The organism is Paenibacillus sp. FSL H8-0259 (assembly GCF_037963255.1).
GTDB classification, from domain to species: Bacteria; Bacillota; Bacilli; order Paenibacillales; family Paenibacillaceae; genus Paenibacillus_AQ; species Paenibacillus_AQ phytohabitans.
In genome coordinates this window covers 1,005,225-1,023,022 of sequence record NZ_CP150147.1, presented here as the reverse complement: position 1 = coordinate 1,023,022, position 17,798 = coordinate 1,005,225, and the positions used below count along the sequence as shown (strand labels likewise).

General features: G+C 52.1%; 14 protein-coding genes. 3 read left to right on the top strand and 11 right to left on the bottom strand.

Annotated features, from left to right (window positions below; translation table 11 throughout):
* Positions 1–19: 19 nt before the first annotated feature.
* A complete protein-coding gene (locus tag NSU01_RS04355) occupies positions 20–1,945 on the bottom strand; it encodes an asparagine synthase-related protein (protein ID WP_076247987.1) in 1,926 nt (641 codons plus the stop codon).
* A gap of 279 nt (positions 1,946–2,224) precedes the next feature.
* On the opposite strand from NSU01_RS04355, the gene NSU01_RS04350 reads away from it, so the two are divergent.
* Positions 2,225–2,812, top strand: coding sequence for a GNAT family N-acetyltransferase (locus tag NSU01_RS04350; protein ID WP_076247984.1), 588 nt, complete (start codon positions 2,225–2,227; stop codon positions 2,810–2,812).
* 13 nt (positions 2,813–2,825) lie between these two features.
* Positions 2,826–3,701 carry a GNAT family N-acetyltransferase gene (locus tag NSU01_RS04345; RefSeq protein WP_076247982.1) on the top strand — a complete coding sequence of 292 codons (876 nt, stop codon included), beginning with the start codon at positions 2,826–2,828 and terminating at the stop codon, positions 3,699–3,701.
* A 23-nt stretch (positions 3,702–3,724) separates the two neighbouring features.
* Here NSU01_RS04345 and NSU01_RS04340 read toward each other — a convergent pair whose 3' ends face one another.
* From NSU01_RS04340 to NSU01_RS04330, 3 genes are all read right to left on the bottom strand, one after another.
* Positions 3,725–4,378, bottom strand: coding sequence for a SprT family zinc-dependent metalloprotease (locus NSU01_RS04340; protein WP_039306541.1), 654 nt, complete (start codon positions 4,376–4,378; stop codon positions 3,725–3,727).
* Positions 4,379–4,401: 23 nt separating this feature from the next.
* Entirely contained in the window at positions 4,402–5,853 is a 1,452-nt protein-coding gene (locus NSU01_RS04335) for a hypothetical protein (protein WP_076247979.1), read from the bottom strand.
* Between the two features lie 140 nt (positions 5,854–5,993).
* Positions 5,994–6,746, bottom strand: coding sequence for a glucose 1-dehydrogenase (locus tag NSU01_RS04330; RefSeq protein ID WP_076247976.1), 753 nt, complete (start codon positions 6,744–6,746; stop codon positions 5,994–5,996).
* 173 nt (positions 6,747–6,919) lie between these two features.
* On the opposite strand from NSU01_RS04330, the gene NSU01_RS04325 reads away from it, so the two are divergent.
* On the top strand, positions 6,920–7,567 hold the full coding sequence (locus tag NSU01_RS04325; RefSeq protein ID WP_076247974.1) for a TetR/AcrR family transcriptional regulator: 648 nt from the start codon (positions 6,920–6,922) through the stop codon (positions 7,565–7,567).
* 128 nt (positions 7,568–7,695) lie between these two features.
* Here the strand turns inward: NSU01_RS04325 and NSU01_RS04320 are convergent, their stop codons facing one another.
* From NSU01_RS04320 to NSU01_RS04290, 7 genes are all read right to left on the bottom strand, one after another.
* Entirely contained in the window at positions 7,696–8,721 is a 1,026-nt protein-coding gene (locus tag NSU01_RS04320) for a dipeptide ABC transporter ATP-binding protein (protein WP_076247971.1), read from the bottom strand.
* Positions 8,718–9,734, bottom strand: a complete 1,017-nt coding sequence (locus NSU01_RS04315) for an ABC transporter ATP-binding protein (RefSeq protein ID WP_076247969.1) — start codon at positions 9,732–9,734, stop codon at positions 8,718–8,720. The genes NSU01_RS04320 and NSU01_RS04315 overlap by 4 nt, the downstream gene beginning before the upstream one ends.
* The gene (locus tag NSU01_RS04310) at positions 9,701–10,660 is read right to left on the bottom strand and encodes an ABC transporter permease (protein ID WP_076248012.1); all 960 of its coding nucleotides are present in this window, start codon (positions 10,658–10,660) and stop codon (positions 9,701–9,703) included. The genes NSU01_RS04315 and NSU01_RS04310 overlap by 34 nt, the downstream gene beginning before the upstream one ends.
* 59 nt (positions 10,661–10,719) lie before the next feature.
* A complete protein-coding gene (locus NSU01_RS04305) occupies positions 10,720–11,691 on the bottom strand; it encodes an ABC transporter permease (protein WP_039306525.1) in 972 nt (323 codons plus the stop codon).
* Positions 11,692–11,814: 123 nt separating this feature from the next.
* Positions 11,815–13,557: a peptide-binding protein gene (locus tag NSU01_RS04300; RefSeq protein ID WP_076247967.1), complete on the bottom strand. Its 1,743-nt coding sequence runs from the start codon at positions 13,555–13,557 to the stop codon at positions 11,815–11,817.
* 629 nt (positions 13,558–14,186) lie between these two features.
* Positions 14,187–16,754 carry an ABC transporter permease gene (locus NSU01_RS04295; RefSeq protein WP_042133638.1) on the bottom strand — a complete coding sequence of 856 codons (2,568 nt, stop codon included), beginning with the start codon at positions 16,752–16,754 and terminating at the stop codon, positions 14,187–14,189.
* Positions 16,755–16,767: 13 nt separating this feature from the next.
* A complete protein-coding gene (locus tag NSU01_RS04290) occupies positions 16,768–17,469 on the bottom strand; it encodes an ABC transporter ATP-binding protein (RefSeq protein ID WP_042133636.1) in 702 nt (233 codons plus the stop codon).
* Between the last annotated feature and the right edge of the window lie 329 nt (positions 17,470–17,798).

Here is a 17,798-nt window from a genome sequence, read left to right as displayed (position 1 = left end):
CCCTTTCAAGAAACATCCATCAGGTCACACGCTTCAGAAAGCGGTAGAACACCAGTCCTCTCGTAAGAAGGCGGAAATCCGTGTTGAATATTAATAATGGTGCGGGCTCACTACCCAGCCGGTCTAAACACCCGGCGAGCCCGGCATGATTCAAGTAAGAGGAAGTCCGGGGGTCCTGAAGCATCTCCCTTAGCTCCTGCAGGAACATCTGCCATTGGGGCAGCATACGTGTAATCCCATCTGCTCCCTGTATACCGCGCCGCGTCTGGTTTAGTCTGACCTTGTCCGGCAGCCGTCCTTCCATGGACCGGCGGATTAACGACCGGTCCACTCCGTTCTGGACGTACTGCCCTTCAGGGACAGACAGACAGAAGTTGATGACACGCAGATCATTCGTAGGGTCACGATCCCATACCCTGTACTTCAGCGACAGCTTGGTAGCTGCCGTTCCATTCACATTCCAGATATGCGGCTGCTGGAAATGCTGTCTGCGGATATCGTACACCGTCTGGGACGAAGCAACTCCTTCAAGCTCTCTCAGCTTCTCTTGCACCCCTGTCCGCCGTGCGAATTCAGGATGAATCAGCTCTGGAGGGGCCTCCTGCTTCCCGGAGATCAGCTGGCCAAGGCCGGGGAACACCTTGCGGCCGACAATCTTCAGCATTTTCTTGCGGCTTGCCCCCATCGAACGACTATAAAGCTTGTTCTCGCGGTAGAAGGAAATCCAGTGAAATTCGCGCAGCAGCTTCGCCTGGTAATCGAGTGCAGGCCCCCAGGAGATACTCCAGTTTCCCCGTTGTCCGCTGAGCAGAACACCGGCGCCTTTCATTTGTGCTTGTTCATATATGCCTTTGAGCCAATAGGAATTCTCTATGAATTTGTAGGGCATCTCCATAATATCCAGCCATTCGTCAATTTCACCATAAGGGCTCCGGTCAGGAAAGTTCAAGAAGCTGGGCTGAATGTTCCCCACATGGTCGATGGTCTCTTGAATATATGGACGCTCATCGGTGACCCGCTGGCCCAGTTTAAAGCCTGTAAAATTGTCCAGCGGATAAGAGCTGAATGTAAATAATGGCTTGCCGCGGCGGCGGAGCTCCTCTGCAGCAAAGCTGACCACTGAGCCGGAATCCAGTCCGCCGCTCAGATTGGCGCCTACTGCGAGATGGGTCCGCAGCCGGTCTCTGACTGCCTGCCCGAATACCTCACGGAACGCTTCCTCGTATTCGCCGTTGCCGCGAAGCCTTAATGGAGGCGGAGTCCGGAAGGTGTAATACTGGGAGAAGGTAACCCCCTTCGCGCTGACTGTAACCGAGTGGGAAGGCGGCAGCTGTTCCACCCCTTGATAAACCGTGGAGAACATATCTGCCACATCGTTCCGGGCCTGGCTCGCCAGATACTCTGAAATCCAGCCTTCGTTCAGTCCCTGCTGACCATCAGGCAAGGCCAGCAAGGGATGAATTACGGTACAGAAGGAGAACTCTCTGCCGGAACGGCGAAAGTAAAGCGTCCGGTTACCCGAGAAATCCCTCGCCCCAAACAGCGTCCGCTTGCGTGCGTCCCAGATCATGAAGGCAAAGTCACCGACCAGATGAACCGGCGCCTCCCCCCCCCATTTCTCATAGGCCAAGAGAATCAGCAGACTGTCTGGAATGGAATCACGATCTTCCCGGACAACCTGAAGTTGTCCGAACAGTTCGCTGCGGTTATCAATGATTGCATCGGCCACAATCGCCAGCCCGCGTTCCGGATCATAATAGGGGAGAATCTCATTCCTTGACTGTGGGGTGATCCACTGCGAGCGGCAGCCGAGGAAGAGTCCCTCTGCCCTCCAGGCCCTGGCATCATCAGCCGGATAACGCTGCAGCTGCTGCATAAGGCGCGGACCCAGCTCCGGGTCCAGCGGCCCATGCTGCATAGAATAGATCCCGGCGATTGCGCTCATTGTACGACCTCCAGCTGTCTAAGAATTCGATATTCGTTCTTAATAATGAACACTTCTTACTATATAAGATAACGTTCTTTCCATTGATTGTGAATAGTACCAGAGAGTACTTTTAGGTAGCCTTTAGCGTATTGACTTGTCACTAGTTATATGATATATAGCAGCTGAGTGAAGACCTATATAAGTTGCTATAAAAGTAGCTTCATTGAAAAGCTTCATTATATGCAGCTATATATAATGCTCACGCTCAGATTACATATCTCTCTAGGAGCTGAACTTATGCCTATTCATCCGATTGACCCGATCCTCCTCTCCATGCCGGAGAGCTTTGAAAGCCGCCGCCTGCTGATCCGTGCCGCTCTATGGGGAGACGGCGCCGCTGTAAATGAAGCCGTTCAGGAGAGCACAGCCGAATTAAGCCCTTGGATGCCCTGGGCACAGCATATCCCGTCTGTGGAGGAATCCGAAGCCTCCATCCGGAAGTCACGGCTGCAATTTCTGGAACGCAAGGATATCCGGCTGCTGCTCGTGAATAAGAAGACCGGCCAGCTGGTCGGCAGCAGCGGCCTGCACCGGATCGACTGGCAGGTGCGGAAGTTTGAAATCGGTTATTGGGTCCGCACCTCCTGCGCCGGACAAGGCTATATCACGGAAGCGGTGAGGGCCATTGCCGATTTCGCCGTACAGGAGCTGCAGGCGGCCCGGCTGGAGATCCGCTGTGATTCCCGCAATACACAGAGTGCGCGGGTGGCTGAACGTGCAGGCTTCACTCTGGAAGGCATTCTGCGGAATGACAAATTAGATGTACAAGGGGCCTTAAGAGACACTATGATTTATTCGAAGGTTCGCGGGGTTGAATATTACTGAAGGAGCAGCTACCATGGATAATCTTCAATTTGTCTGCAATTATAAAGATCGGGAGCCGCTAAGAAACAGCTTTTTCGCGCTGGCTGCTGATACGTTTGAACTTGAGCTGGAGCGCTGGTATGAGCAGGGCTTCTGGGGGGAACGGTACATTCCTTATTCTTACGCAGAGGGTAATCGGGTAATTGCAAATGTCTCGGTGAACCTGCTTGAGCTGATTATTAATGGTGTGAAGTCCCGCGCCGTGCAGCTTGGGACGGTGATGACGCATCCTGACTACCGGGGACAGGGCCTGTCCGCCCGGCTGATGAACAAAGTGCTGGAGGATTATGGACTACAGTGTGAATTCATGTATCTTTTTGCCAACGATACGGTGCTGGACTTCTATCCCAAGTTCGGATTCCAGCCCGTGGAGGAGCAGCTCTTCTCCATGAACTGCCCTCCCGGTTCAGCCGGATCTGCGGGAATCCGCAAGCTGGATCTGTCCATAAGTTGTGATCTGAGCCTGGTCGCCACCTTCGCAGCCCAGCGGCAGCCGGTATCCGAACGCCTTGGCGTCAGTGGTGCCGATGGACTGCTGATGTTCTACTGCCTGAACGTCTTCAGCGGCGATCTATATTACCTGGAGGACGAGGAGGTCATCGCCATCTGCCGGCAGGAGAGCAGCCGGTTAGAGATTTACGATCTGATCAGCACGAAGCCCGTCGCCGTCCGCGAAATCGCAATGAAGCTTGCGGACAGCGCCACGGAGGCTATAGTCTTCCACTTCACGCCTAGTGACGATGACCTTGAACTGGCGGGCAGCAGCTGCCCAAGCGGTTTGTTCGTGCGGAATCAGAGCAGTCTGCAGCACCCTGCGAACGTCAAACTTCCGGCAACATCCATCGCTTAAGCCACGCCGTCATCACATAGGATTCAGAGTGTCATGAATTGCCCCTGCCGGGCCAGATAAGCTTCCTTCTCTTTGTAGTCCGGCATTACACTTCCCAGGCGGCGCCAGAAGGACCGGTCATGATTCATATGCAGCAGATGACAGAGCTCATGAATGATGACATAGTCGATCACCTCCGGCGGCGCCATGGCAAGGCGGTAGTTAAAGGTCAGTTTTTTATCAAAGCTGCAGCTCCCCCATTTGGTCCGCGATTCCACAATCTCGATACTCTTCGGCTTCACCTTCAGCTGGGCCTGATAACGGGTGATGCGCTCTGCAACGATTTTTTTCAGACTGGCCATATAGAACTTCTTCAGCGCAAGCTTCAGCTCCTCCGCATTCATACCGCCGGTCGCAATCAGCTCATGCAGCGCGTGCTCCTTCCCCAGATACAGGTATGTTTCTTCCCCCTGATACTCCTTGACCTTCGGCACCTGCCTGGCCGCCGCATTGCTGCGCAGCTTCTCCAGAATCTTCGGGCCGAGCCCTTCCACCGCACTGCGGATACTCTCTTCACTTGTTCCTGTGGGTACCTTAACGGTAATGAGATCCGATCCGTCAATCTGAACGGACATTTTCTTGCGCTTGGCATATTGAACATGGAGCGTAATCATCTGATCTTCGAGCTGAATCTGCATAGCCACCATCATTTCTGTAATTTCTAATACACCGGATACCCGGCTACAAACACTGCCAAATACAGCAGACTCCCCACAATGAATAAGGAGGTAAGCGCGATATCCTTCCATTTCTTATCTTGGGTCAATACTACTGCCGCGAAGGCCAGCGGAAAAGCCACGGCGAAATAACGCGGAGCGGACAGCAGCCAGGTCGGACCCACAACGTAGACGAAATAGACGATTAAATACGCCATATAAGCAGGATGAAGTCTCTTCGCGCTTTTGAACATCATCAAGAGCACCAGGAAGATACTGATCAGATTCGGCAGCCACAGCCCCAGGAAGGAACGGAAGTCCGCATCCTTGAAGGTATTCACGGCATACTCCATCTGATATCTCACCGTATCGAAAAAGAAGTAGAACTGCTGCGACCAATGCTCCCGCTGATAAATACTGAACTGGAACGCGTTGCCCGTAACATTGTAATTGATATAGAGATAGGCCAGCAGACCAAAGGACACTGTAGCCAGAGAGACCCCTGCTTGGATCAGTCTGTTAATAAAAGCCTTCCGCTCCAGCTGTCTGTAGCCTGCTGCCAAATCCCGGGCAAATTCCACGACAACCGGTACAGCCAGCAGTATCCCCGGAGAACGGGTGAAGCCGGCCAGCGCCGCACAGAGACAGCCGAGCAGCCAGCGCTTCTGGCGCACATAATACAATGCCATCAGGGAGAGCAGCAGGAACAGCGCCTCCGTCATGGGGATGAAGAAAAAGAACGCCGAAGGAAAGATGAAAATATATTTCACGACCCGCAGCGCATTGCTGCGTCCCATGTCCAGCCTGGCAAGCTCATAAGCGAACAACGCTGCAGCAAGGGTGCAAAGGTTAGCGGCTACAAAGCCGGCGACCATATAATTGCCTGTAAAAAACTGCGCCAGCTTAATAATGACTGGAAATAAAGGCAGGAACACAATGTGGAACCGGGAGTCTCCTTCCGTGACATACCCGTGCTCAGCGATCCCCAGATAAGACATGGCGTCTATTCCGCGAATATGCCAGGTATCGATAAAACGGGAGAATAAGCTTCCGGAAACCCCGTCTTTAAGCATCCAGAAGACATAGGCTATCAGAATGAGCAGCACACGGCTGGCCACCACCCAGAGCACAATCTTCCACCATGTCCGTTGCCGCTCCTCAGGCAGACTGTTGATACGTACCGGCTCCTGCATATTCCATGAACTTATGTATCCGGTCAAAGCGGGAATGGCCCGCAGTCCCGTCCAGATAAACAGCCCCAGACAGACTAGCGAGGCAAGGGTGCCCATCAGGCTCCACGCATGCACGGACACCGCCCATATCCATACGGCCACTATCATTATAAGAATAAAGAGAGCTGAAACTGCTTTGTCGACCTTTTTCACCATAGCCTCCGGTTCCGCATCCATTGCGGCATTGATTAGGATTAGAATTACAATAATCAGTCTTTTTCTCATTTTCTTATAGAAGTGGCTTTTACACAATAATTAGTTTACGGCGGTATCAAAAGCAAAGAGGAGCGCTGCCCATAAACCCGGCAGCACTCCTCTTCATCTATTTCAAGTTTGTCCCTCCCGGCAGCCGGGGCTTCGGGCTCTTATTTCGCTGTAACGCCGCCATCTACCGGCAGTTCTACACCAGTGATATAAGCCGACTCATCGGAAGCGAGGAACAGCACGGCTTCCGCCACTTCGGAGGCACGGCCGACACGCGGCAGCGCCGTCTGGGACAGGAACCATTTCAGCCTTTGTTCGTCATTCACGAACTCAGCGCTCATTGGCGTTTCGATAAAGCCGGGATGCACAGAGTTGACCCGGATATGATCTTTACCGAAATCAACAGCCGCCGCTTTGCTCAGCATGCGGACCCCGCCTTTGGAGGCTGTATAAGCGCCTGCGCCGCTGCTTCCGGTCAGACCTGCGATCGATGAAATATTGACAATTGAGCCTCCATTATTCTCCTGCATATGCGGAACCACATATTTCATCCCAAGGAAGGTGCTGGTCAGGTTAATGCTGATGACCTTGTTCCACTGCTCCATAGTTGTATCCAGAAGTCCGGTTGCAAGCGAAATTCCCGCATTGTTAACCAGCACGTCGATTTTGCCGCAAGTCTTCATCACTTCTTCGATCACATGGACCCATTGCTCTTCAGAGACCACATTATGAACATAAGCTGTAGCCTGACCGCCGTCAGCTTCAATTTCCTTCACTACAGCCTGCAGCGCAGCTTCATTAATATCGGTAACGGCAACCTTGGCACCCTCCCGCGCAAAAAGCAGTGCTTCTTCACGTCCCATGCCGCTGCCGGCTCCGGTAATAATGGCAACCTTATCCTTCAGTCGATTCATAGCTGTATCCCCTTCGTTGTGTAAATTAAAATGTGTGGTGATAGTTACACTATCACTGTGATATTTATCATATCACTTTGTGCGGATAAACTCAAACCCTCCTTGCTTAAAGAATAAGCACTAGCTATACTACTGGTAGTTCAAATACCGATAGTGAAAGGGTATAAGCTCTTATGGATCCCAAAACAAGATACGAGAAGGAACGCCTTGACGGCAAACAACAGCGCTTATCCCTGATTCTGGAAGCAGCAGAACGCGTATTTAATCAGAAGGGGATTGAGAAAACCACGATGCAGGATATTGCAACTGACGCGAATATCGGCATTGCTACCCTGTTCAGGTATTTCCCCAAGAAAGAAAAGCTGATTGTCGCCGTTGCTACCCGGCTGCTGGAGCCGATGCTGGAGCGGTTTGAATATGTGGCCGGATTGCCTGTGCCATGCCTGGACAAGCTTGAAGCATTATTCGATTTTTTCATTGAGGATCACTATAAATTAAGCACAACCTTCATGGTTGACTTCGAAAGCTACGCCGCCCATTTCCCGGAACCGCTGGAGGATATTCATCATTTCAATGCTCTGACCCGCCGAATTTCGCAGGTCTATTCCCGGATCATTCAGAATGGCATTGAGGACGGCTCGGTCTGCTCTGATCTCGAGGTGAGGGATACTTTAACTACATTAATTAATACGTTCGGCATTTTCTCGAAGAAGCTCTCGCTGCAGAAGAACATCCCTATGCTTGAAGCGGATCTTCCAACAGAGCTCCAGCTGGATATTCTCAAGCGGGTGTTTCTCGACTATCTGAAGCCCCCCGTATAGAGCACATATGCAGGGCAATGACTATTCCAGAGATACAAAAATAGGGGGTGCCCCCGCAGCCAGTGGTGGATATGGCTGCGGGGGCACCCCCTTAATCTGCGGGATATCCTTAGGAAATCGCGGATTATTTATGAATTCGGAAGCAACGGGAAATGACAGGCCACCGGACGGCCTGGAACAACCTCTTCAAGCAGCGGCTCCACCTGGCGGCATTTGTCCTGGACAAACGGGCAGCGGGTATGGAACCGGCAGCCGGACGGCGGGTTAGCCGGGGATGGCACATCCCCCTCCAGCACAATGCGGTCCCGCTTGCGTCTTGGTGTCGGCTTCGGAATCGCCGAGAGCAGGGCGGCAGTGTAAGGATGCAGCGGAGCTGCAAACAGCTCCTCCGTCTCAGACACTTCCACCAGCTTGCCCAGATACATTACCCCGACGCGGTCCGAAATATGCCGGACCACATTCAGGCCGTGCGCAATGAACAGGAAGGTTAATCCGAGTTCCTTCTGCAGCTTCATGAGCAGGTTGATCACCTGGGATTGTACCGATACATCCAGTGCCGATACAGCCTCATCGGCAACGATAAACTGCGGATTCAGGGCAATCGCCCGGGCAATCCCGATCCGCTGGCGTTGTCCGCCGGAGAATTCATGCGGGTAACGGTTCCGGCGGCTGGCATCCAGCCCCACCAGCTCCATCAGCTCCACTACCCGGGCATCGATCTCTTTAGCCGACATGCTCCGGTGAATGCGCAGCGGCTCTCCGATAATATCCTTGACGAGGAACCGCGGATTCAGCGAGCCGAACGGATCCTGGAAGATAATCTGCATTTCTTCCCGGAGCTTCCGCATGTCACCGGAGCTCAGGGAATGGATATCCTTCCCCTTGAATAACACTTCTCCCCCTGTTGCACTCTGCAGCCGGAGCAGCACCCGGCCGAACGTGGATTTGCCGCAGCCGGATTCGCCGACCAGCCCGAAGGTCTCGCCTTTGCGGATGGATAAATTAACACCATCCACAGCCTTGACCTGTCCGACGGTGCGGTTAAGCAGACCCTTGGTGATCGGGAAATATTTCTTCACATCCTTAACTTCCAGCAATATTTCCGAAGAAGGCATATGTTCTCTTACCGGTTGGGTTGCCGTTTCATTCATCATGCGCGTTTCACCTCATTGCTGTAATCTGCCTGCACCGGCTTATCCTTGAATAGCCAGCAGGCCGTCCGGTGATCGTCCGAGATCATGAAATCCGGCGGCTCCTGGTTCCTGCAGATATCCATGGCATGGGGACAGCGCGGATTAAAGCGGCAACCGGAAGGCAGCTGGCCAATCGGAGGAATCGTCCCGAGAATGGTATACAGCTCGCCTCCCCGTCCGCCTTCAAACCCCGGAATCGACCGGAGCAGCCCGACCGTATATGGATGGCTCGGGTGGTCGAAAATCTCTTCGACCGTCCCCTCCTCCACGATGGCTCCGGCATACATAACAGCAATGCGGTCAGCCATCTCTGCCGCTACTCCCATATCATGGGTGATCAGCAGAATGGACATCCCGAGTTCGGATTGAAGCTTGCGCAGCAGATCCAGAATCTGAGCCTGCACCGTAACATCCAGTGCGGTTGTCGGCTCATCGGCGATGAGCAGTTCAGGATTACAAGCCAGCGCAATAGCAATGACGACGCGCTGGCACATCCCGCCGGACAGCTCATGCGGATACTGCTTGGCACGGATCTCCGGAGCCGGGATACCGACTAATTTGATCAGATCAACCGCCATCCTCAGGGCTTCGGCATCACTCTTGTTCTGATGAAGCCGCAGGCTCTCCGCAATCTGTTCGCCTACCGTAAATACCGGATTCAGCGACGACATCGGGTCCTGAAAGATCATGGCAATCTGATTCCCGCGGATTTCCCGCATCTCTTCCTGGCTCTTCGCCGCCAAATCCTGGCCGTGAAAATTAATACTGCCGTCAAGAATCATCCCTCCGGCATAATCAATCAACCGCATAATTGCGAGTGAGGTTACACTTTTACCGCTGCCGGATTCACCGACAATACAGACAGTCTGGCCTTTGTTCACAGAAATGGAGATGCCGTCGGTTGCTTTGAGAAGGCCCTTCTCGGTTGCAAAGCCGGCGGTCAGCTTCCGGATTTCGAGTAGTTTTTCCGCCATTGTTCCAGCCTCCTCCGGGATTTGGTCACTTGCTGTCTGGGATCTAGAGCATCCCGGATGCCGTCGCCGATAAAGTTAACTGCCAGCACTACGAGCAGGATGCAGAAGCCCGGGTACACTGCCTGCATCGGGTCAACCAGCATGAATTCCTGAGCGTTGCTGAGCATTAGCCCCCAGCTTGTAGCCGGTGCCTGAATGCCGAGGCCCAGATACGATAACGCAGATTCACTCAGAATCGCACCGCCGACCATCAGGGTCGCATTTACGATAATCGGGAAGCTTGCATTGCGGAGCAGATGCCGGAAAATGATGCCCCAGCTGGATACTCCAATCGCCCTGGCCGCCTCCACATATTGCATTTCACGCAGCTGCAGGAAGGTCCCCCGGACGAGCCGGGCAATACTCATCCAGCTGGTAAATGCCAGAATAAGAATCATGTATTTAATCTGTGTGCCGAACAGCGCCATAATCAGGATGTTCAGGAACAGGGTCGGCACAGAGTTCATCACGTCTACAATACGCATGAATACCGTATCTACAAACCCGCCGAAATACCCTGAAATCGCACCGATAACCGATCCGACAACTACGGAAACAAACGCAACGGAGAATCCGATAGCGAGTGAAACACGCGCACTGTACAGCAGTCTGCTGAGAATATCGCGGCCCAGTTCGTCTGTACCCATAGGATGCCCTTCAGCCCCCGGCTTCAGATTGGCGAACATCAGATCAATCGTTTCCGGTTTATATTTGGTCAGCCACGGAGCGAAGAGTGCAATGAGCACAAATATAATCAGGACTACCAAACCGCCCATTGCGAACGGATTGCGTGAGAATTTCTTCCATAAAACACTCCATGGGCCCGGCGGCCGCTTGGAATCCACTACCGCAATCTCCGGGTCCGTCCCTCCGGGCATCGGATTCATGTCCGGGGTTCCAAGCGGCTTAGACACAGCCCCTTTGGTAAGCTCAGTATTCTCTGTATTCATGCCGTCTTGCCCCCTTGCTTACCGAGCTTCACCCGGGGATCAACTACGGCATACAGTATATCTGCCAGGAGATTGCCGATAACGACTATAACAGCCGTCACAATAGTAACAGCCATCAGTGCCGAATATTCGCGCGCACCTGCCATCTCAACAAACCAACGGCCCATTCCCGGCCAGTTGAATACATTCTCAGTTAAAGCGGCCCCTCCCACCAGTATGGGAAGATCAAGGCCGAGTATCGTAATAATCGGAATCAGTGCATTGCGCAGCGCATGGCGGAAGACGACCTTACGCTCTTTGACGCCCTTGGCACGCGCCGTACGGATATAATCCTGATCGAGCACTTCCAGCATACTTGCGCGCGCATATTTCATATAAGAGGCCAGGAAACCAAGTGCCAACACTGTTATTGGCAGCACCAGATGCATGAACAAATCGCCTATATTGCCTTCCTTGCCTCTGGTATACATGTCCGACAACGGAAACCAGTCCAGCTTCAGTGACAACCATTGCTGGAGGAGTATTCCGAACCAGAAGGTTGGCATTGCGAAGCCTAAGTAAGAAATGAATGAAGCCGTCTGGTCAGATAGACCATACACTTTGGTACTGTTATAGATTCCCCAAGGAATTGCGATCAGCAGTGATACCAGCCAAGCCGCACCCATCAGAATCACGGTATTACCAATACGCGGCCAGAGAAGATCGGATACCGCAATATGGTTCTTGAAGGTGTAACCCAAGTCTCCTTGCAGCAGGTCGCCGATCCAGCGCACATACTGTACCGGAACAGGCTGATCCAGCCCAAGGTTCTTGGCTTGCTGTTCAAATATTTCCGGGGATAAGCCCGGAGATAGCATGACTTGCGTCGGTCCGCCCGGAGCAGCATGGATGAGAAGAAAGGTCAGTATGGTAATCAGAAAGATGACCAATACCGATTGAAGCACGCGTCGTATCAGATATTCTGTCATGGGCTATCCTCCTAGAGATGGTAAGGCGATAGATTACGGAAGGCTCCCCCATTCATACAAAAGGGGGAGGTGAAAGAGAATTCTCTTTCACCTCCCGTAATTCTATTCAGTTTGTTCGGTTCGTTAGTCGGTTACCCACCATTTGATAGCGTGGAAGAACTGTCCATAGCCCAGTGACGGCTCAGGAGCATCTTCCTCTGCCCAGTGTACTCTAGGTCCTGTTCCGATAGCCTGACCATATTGATACAGGAATACATAAGGAAGGTCGGTAGAAATTTCTTTACCTACTTCTTTGTAGATCTCTTTACGTTTATCCTGGTCAACAGTGGAATAACCGTCCACCCACAGCTGATCCAGCTTCTCATTCTTATACCAGCCGCTGTTCTGGCCGGCAGGCGGGAAGTATTTGGAGGAGAAAATGCTCTCTGCATCCGGATCCGGTGTATTCAGAGACCATGCCAGCAGCAGGGCCTGGAATTTACCCGGTGTTACGTTCTGGTCAATCCAAGCTGCAAAGTCGATCGCCTTAGGTGTTACTTCGATACCAACATCCTTCAGGTTCTGCTGGATAACAGCGGCTACTTGCTCGCGGCGGCTGTTGCCGGCATTGTATTGCAGTTCGAAGGAGAAGCGGTGTCCGTCTTTAGTGAGAATACCGTCTTTGGCATCGGCAACCCAACCGTCTTCTGCCAGGAGCTTCTTGGCAGTTTCGGCGTTGTAGTCATAGTTCACAGCGGCATCACCCGGGTCAGCCCAAGTGTCCGGAAGGAATGGGGCATTCATCAGGGCACCTACGCCTTTTAGAATATTGTCTACCATACCTTGACGGTTTAGTGCATGTGCAATTGCCTGTCTAGTCTTCTGTCCGGCGAACAGGCCATAGCTATCAGGGAAGTTCTTGCCGTCGAAGTTAAACATTACATATTCATACTGTGCGCCCGGCTTCTGAATAATGTCGATATCGCCGTCAGCTTTAACGGCTTCAACCTGCGTTACCGGAATCGCACTGATATGGTCCGTGTCGCCCTTCATGATAGCCTGAACCTCAGTGTTCTGATCGGCGTAGATTTTGTAAACCACTTGAGCGATATGAGGCTTAACCGTACCCCAGTAGTTCGGATCGGCATCAAGGGTGTGGCTTTCACCTTGTTTCCAGGCTGTCCATTTCCAAGGTCCGCTGGTTACGGTCTTGGCCGGGTCTGTACCGAAAGCATTGGTTTGGATTTCAGTCGGCTTTACATCCTTGAGAATGTGCGCTGGCACGATAGCCTGGCACAGGGCGTACAGGAACGGCGCATAGATTTGGGACAATGTGAATTTCACAGTCTGGTCATCGACCTTCTCTACGGTCTTCACCTTGTCAAATGCACTGGTCAGCGGTGAACCTGTCTCCGGATTTTTGCCGGTTTCAATTGTATACACTACATCATCCGCAGTAATCGGCTGGCCGTCACTCCATTTGATTGTATCTTTCAATTTCACGGTATAAGTCAGACCATCTTCAGAGATAACCGGAAGCTCTGCAGCCAGTGACCAAGGCTCCGGAGTTACGTTCCCTCCACGGTCCAGATCATACAAGGAGGCGAATACGAATTGGGCAATATCGCCTGAAGAGGTGTCATTGATTAAGAGAGGATTAATATTAACAATATCGGAGAATGTGCTAAGTACAATTGTTCCGCCGTCAACCGGTGCATCTGCGGCCGGTTCAGCTGTAGCATCAGGTGCTGCGCTCTCAGCGGCTGTTGTTGCTGCAGGAGCATTAGTTGGAGAACTTGCAGTGTTATTGGTGCTGCAACCCGTAAATAGAACCCCTACCAACGATACAACAAGTAAACTAGACCACCATTTTCTCTTTTTCGCCATTCCTTATACTCCTCCTTAGTTAAGTGCGTGTAGTGAGCGTTACCCGGAACCACAGGTCCGGTTCGCCACCTTCTCTTCAAAGCTTCCGGGAGACTGGGTATTCTGGATGATTCTACCCCCGCCGCTATAATTCAGCTGACATCTGCAATCCATGTAATATAACATCACATAAGATACCTATGACATTCAGAGATCAAATAGACCGCAGGTCAATTAGAGGCAGGGGCAACTTTCCCGGCTGGGAGTCTTAACAATTCCCTATAAATTATGGTTTATATTACATGTGAATATATCTTACGTCAATATATTTCTTTATCACTTTCATATCTTATTTATGTACACAAAAAATAATTCCTTCCAATATAGTAAAAGAAACTCACCTTAAACCTCTTTTCAAACTATTCAACTATGTTTAATACGGTTAGTTTTCATGACTTAATGTTATCATTTTCGTGTTAATTCGACATCTTTCAGCATGATTATCTTTTTTGCGAGCTTGGTCGCATAGTGATTTCTATATTTCAATACACAAAAAGGAAGAAAACCAGGCCAGGAGAACTCTTCCGGCAGCCTGTTTTTCTTCCTCATTTTCTTGCTCTTTTTATGTTTTTGACAAAATAGTGACTACGTTACTCCACCGATTTCAACGCTTCAATCATATGAATCCGCTTCAGCTTAAGGTGCATGAACGCCATTACAATCCCCGAGAACAGCACGGTCAGCAAGGCTGCGTACAGATAACTCTGCCACTTGATCAGCGGAGCGAACATCGTGGCATCCAGCTCAGCCGTTGACAGGACAAAGCCATGCAGCAGAATCCCCAGTGCACCGCCGAAGATGATCCCGAGCAGTGTTAAGAGAATATTCTCCCGGTATATATACATGGTGACTTCCTTATCATAGAAGCCCAGCACCTTAATCGTAGACAGCTCACGGACCCGTTCAGACACATTGATATTGGTCAGATTATAGAGCACCACGAAGGCCAGCGCAGCAGCGGACACGATCAGTACTACTATAACAACGTCCATGCTCTTCATGGTTCCGTCAAAAGCTTCGCCCACCCCGCTGGAAAAGCTGACCAGCGCCACTTGCCCGTTGGCGGTTAATTTTTCCCCGAAGTGGTCTTCCCACTGCTTATCCTGCGCGCTATAGTTCAGCAGCTGAGTGTTATAGACCGCCCCGCCGCCAAATACCTTGGCATAGTAAGCCGGCGTCATATACACATAATGCAGCACATAGTTCTCGGTAACCGCCGACACCTTGACCTGATATTCCTCATTGTTGCTATCCAGAACAGTCAGGCTGTCTCCCGGAACCAGATCGTACAGCTTGGCGAGCTTCTCGGTAATGATTGCGCCCTCGTCAGTAAGCATCTTCGGTTCATCTGTTATTCGGTCCTTCAGTACAACGAACGGAGCCAGCTGATCTGCAGCCGCAGGAACAAAAATCCGTACCTCCTGATCGTTAACCCCTTTGGCCCGGGCAGTCATTGCTTCCTGAAGCACATCCAGCGTTCCCGTAACTGCGGACTCCTGTTTAATCAGTTCTGCGTAGGACGCCTTATCTCCGGCTGTTGCATTGTCATGCAGCGCAACCAGGGCGTTATATTTCATAATCCCGCCGAACTGCCGGTCGGCAATGCTGCCAATGGAATCCTTCAGCCCAAAGCCGGTCAGAATAAGCGCGGTACAGCCCGCCACCCCGATTACCGTCATGAACATCCGCTGCTTGTAGCGGAACAGATTGCGGGCCGTCACCTTCTGCACGAAACTAAGCCGTTTCCACAAAAAGCTGAACCGTTCCAGCATAATGCGCTGTCCGCTCTTGGGGGCCTTGGGCCGCATCAGTACCGACGCATTACTGCGCAGCTCCACCCGGGAAGCGATCATCGCCGTCATTGCTGTACATACCAGCGCTACTATTATGGAAATAATGGCGTAGGCGGGATAGAAGCTTTTGATCACGCCCGGCAGGTTATAGAGCTGGCTGTAGGCATTGTAGATAATGCCCGGAAATAAGGTAAAGCCGATCGCAAGGCCCGCAATGGATGCCGCCAGACTAGCGAGTGTGCCATACACCAGGAATTTGGTCATAATATCCATGGAACCATACCCCAGGGCCTTCAAAGTACCGATCTGCAGACGCTGCTCCTCAACCATACGGGTCATCGTCGTTAAGCTGACGAGTGCCGCAATCAGGAAAAAGAACACCGGAAACGCCGTGGCAATCGCCGACAGCCGGTCCGCATTATCCTTGTATTCGGCGTAACCCGGGTTAATCGTCCGGTCTGTCACATACACCTTCGGCAGCTCCAGCGGGTTCTGCGCTGCTGAGGCCTCCGCCTGCTGTTGCTGCGTTTGCTGTTGCTGCGCCTCGTCCATAGGCTGCCGGCCCGCAGCCAGCAGCTTTGCGGCTTCCGCTTTCAGCTCTTCCAGACGCTGCTGCGGGTAATCCTTCAGCGCTTCCTCGGTCTCCGGCAGATGCCGCTCGATGAGAGCATCATAAGCCGGAGTATAAGCTGTTTCTGCAGCCGTATCCGTGAAGCTGAGATAGGCCTCTGTGTACACCGGGAGGCTGAAGTCATCCTCCGGGATGACAGCAAACGCATCGGCTGTCCCTTTGCCGATCCGGCTCGTTCCTCGGGTCGACGTTTCAATATATTGCGGACTCTGCGCGAAGCCGACCACGGTATAGCTCAATGTCTGGAAGTTCCCCGCCAGATCATCCCCTGCCTCGCCGCTGAAGGTAATTGAATCTCCCAGCGAGAACTTCTCCTCCTGCAGCAGATAAGCGTCAAGTACGATCTCCCCGGATACCTCAGGCAGATGCCCGGAGGTAATCTTGTACCCGTTCAGTTCATTATCGTCAGCATAGGAATACACCTTAGCAATCAGTCCGCTCTCACCAAGAAACACATCCGAGCTGTACACAGGCTGAACAGTCTTCACTCCGGGAATGTCCCGAAGATTATCAATACTCTTCTCTGTCAGCCCATAAGTGGACTGAACGCGTAAATCCATCAGCCTATGATCCTTATAATAAGTCGCTGCGGTATCCAGCATATCCGGCCCCGCTGATTTGATCCCGGCAAAAAAACTTACCCCCAGCATAATAATCGCAAAAATCGAGAGAAACCTTGCTTTCGTATGACGGATTTCCCGAAAAACATCCTTCCATAATGCCCGTTTCTTCATGTCCTCCGGCTCCTTACCATTCAATATCTTCCACGGATACCGGTGTTGCGTTCCTCACCATTTTCCGTACCTTCGCGTTATTGATTTCAATAACCCGGTCCGCCATCGGTGCAATAGCCAAGTTATGCGTAATGACAATAACCGTGGTTCCGGTATTGCGGCAGGTATCCTGCAGCAGCTTCAGTACCTGTTTGCCGGTATTGTAATCGAGCGCACCTGTCGGCTCATCGCAGAGCAGCAGCTTCGGCTGTTTGGCCAGCGCTCTGGCAATGGCGACACGCTGCTGCTCCCCGCCGGACAGCTGGGCCGGAAAGTTATTCAGCCGCTCTCCAAGTCCTACATCCTCCAGCACCTTGCGGGCATCCAGCGCACGCGGAGAGATCTGGGATGCCAGCTCAACATTCTCCAGCGTCGTCAGATTGGGCACAAGATTATAGAACTGGAACACAAAACCCACGTCATTACGGCGGTAGCCGGTCAATTCTTTGGCGCTGAAACGAGCGATGTCGGTACCGTCCACAATGACCTGGCCTTCGTCGGCGGAATCCATCCCGCCCAGTATGTTAAGCACCGTCGATTTCCCCGCTCCGCTGGGACCTACAATCACAGCGAACTCGCCCTGTTCAATTTCAAAATCAATTCCGTCATTGGCTACAATCAGGGTCTCCCCCATCTTATACCGCTTATATTCGCCTTTCACAGTAACAAACGCCATGCCATCTCCTCCTGTCTTCTCCACAAACCGCCTTTGCTTGGGCATACATGCCGGCAATGCAGCCCTGCTCTCAAGTTTAGCACAAGAGCCCCCTATAAATACAAAAGCGGGATTATGCGGCAATCCCGTGCCCCGTTCCTTGCCGGAATAACGGAATCAGAACAAAATTACCCTAACGGCTAAATCAAGCTGGAGCCTATGCGGTTATGCGGGCTGTGCAGCTTATGTAGATATAAAGGCTACTCCACAATGCTCCTCATTTTCTCCTGTTGCCCGTATTCGGTGAAATCAGGGGCACTTTTGCTCTTCATTTCCGCCTCCCGCCCACT

Bases quoted from the DNA above. Each gene is read 5' to 3' on its own strand.
- NSU01_RS04290 (WP_042133636.1), bottom strand. From the start codon at position 17,469: ATGGCGTTTGTTACTGTGAAAGGCGAATATAAGCGGTATAAGATGGGG.
- NSU01_RS04305 (WP_039306525.1), bottom strand. From the start codon at position 11,691: ATGACAGAATATCTGATACGACGCGTGCTTCAATCGGTATTGGTCATC.
- NSU01_RS04295 (WP_042133638.1), bottom strand. From the start codon at position 16,754: ATGAAGAAACGGGCATTATGGAAGGATGTTTTTCGGGAAATCCGTCAT.
- NSU01_RS04320 (WP_076247971.1), bottom strand. From the start codon at position 8,721: ATGATGAATGAAACGGCAACCCAACCGGTAAGAGAACATATGCCTTCT.
- NSU01_RS04350 (WP_076247984.1), top strand. From the start codon at position 2,225: ATGCCTATTCATCCGATTGACCCGATCCTCCTCTCCATGCCGGAGAGC.
- NSU01_RS04325 (WP_076247974.1), top strand. From the start codon at position 6,920: ATGGATCCCAAAACAAGATACGAGAAGGAACGCCTTGACGGCAAACAA.
- NSU01_RS04355 (WP_076247987.1), bottom strand. From the start codon at position 1,945: ATGAGCGCAATCGCCGGGATCTATTCTATGCAGCATGGGCCGCTGGAC.
- NSU01_RS04310 (WP_076248012.1), bottom strand. From the start codon at position 10,660: ATGAATCCGATGCCCGGAGGGACGGACCCGGAGATTGCGGTAGTGGAT.
- NSU01_RS04315 (WP_076247969.1), bottom strand. From the start codon at position 9,734: ATGGCGGAAAAACTACTCGAAATCCGGAAGCTGACCGCCGGCTTTGCA.
- NSU01_RS04345 (WP_076247982.1), top strand. From the start codon at position 2,826: ATGGATAATCTTCAATTTGTCTGCAATTATAAAGATCGGGAGCCGCTA.
- NSU01_RS04330 (WP_076247976.1), bottom strand. From the start codon at position 6,746: ATGAATCGACTGAAGGATAAGGTTGCCATTATTACCGGAGCCGGCAGC.
- NSU01_RS04300 (WP_076247967.1), bottom strand. From the start codon at position 13,557: ATGGCGAAAAAGAGAAAATGGTGGTCTAGTTTACTTGTTGTATCGTTG.
- NSU01_RS04335 (WP_076247979.1), bottom strand. From the start codon at position 5,853: ATGAGAAAAAGACTGATTATTGTAATTCTAATCCTAATCAATGCCGCA.
- NSU01_RS04340 (WP_039306541.1), bottom strand. From the start codon at position 4,378: ATGCAGATTCAGCTCGAAGATCAGATGATTACGCTCCATGTTCAATAT.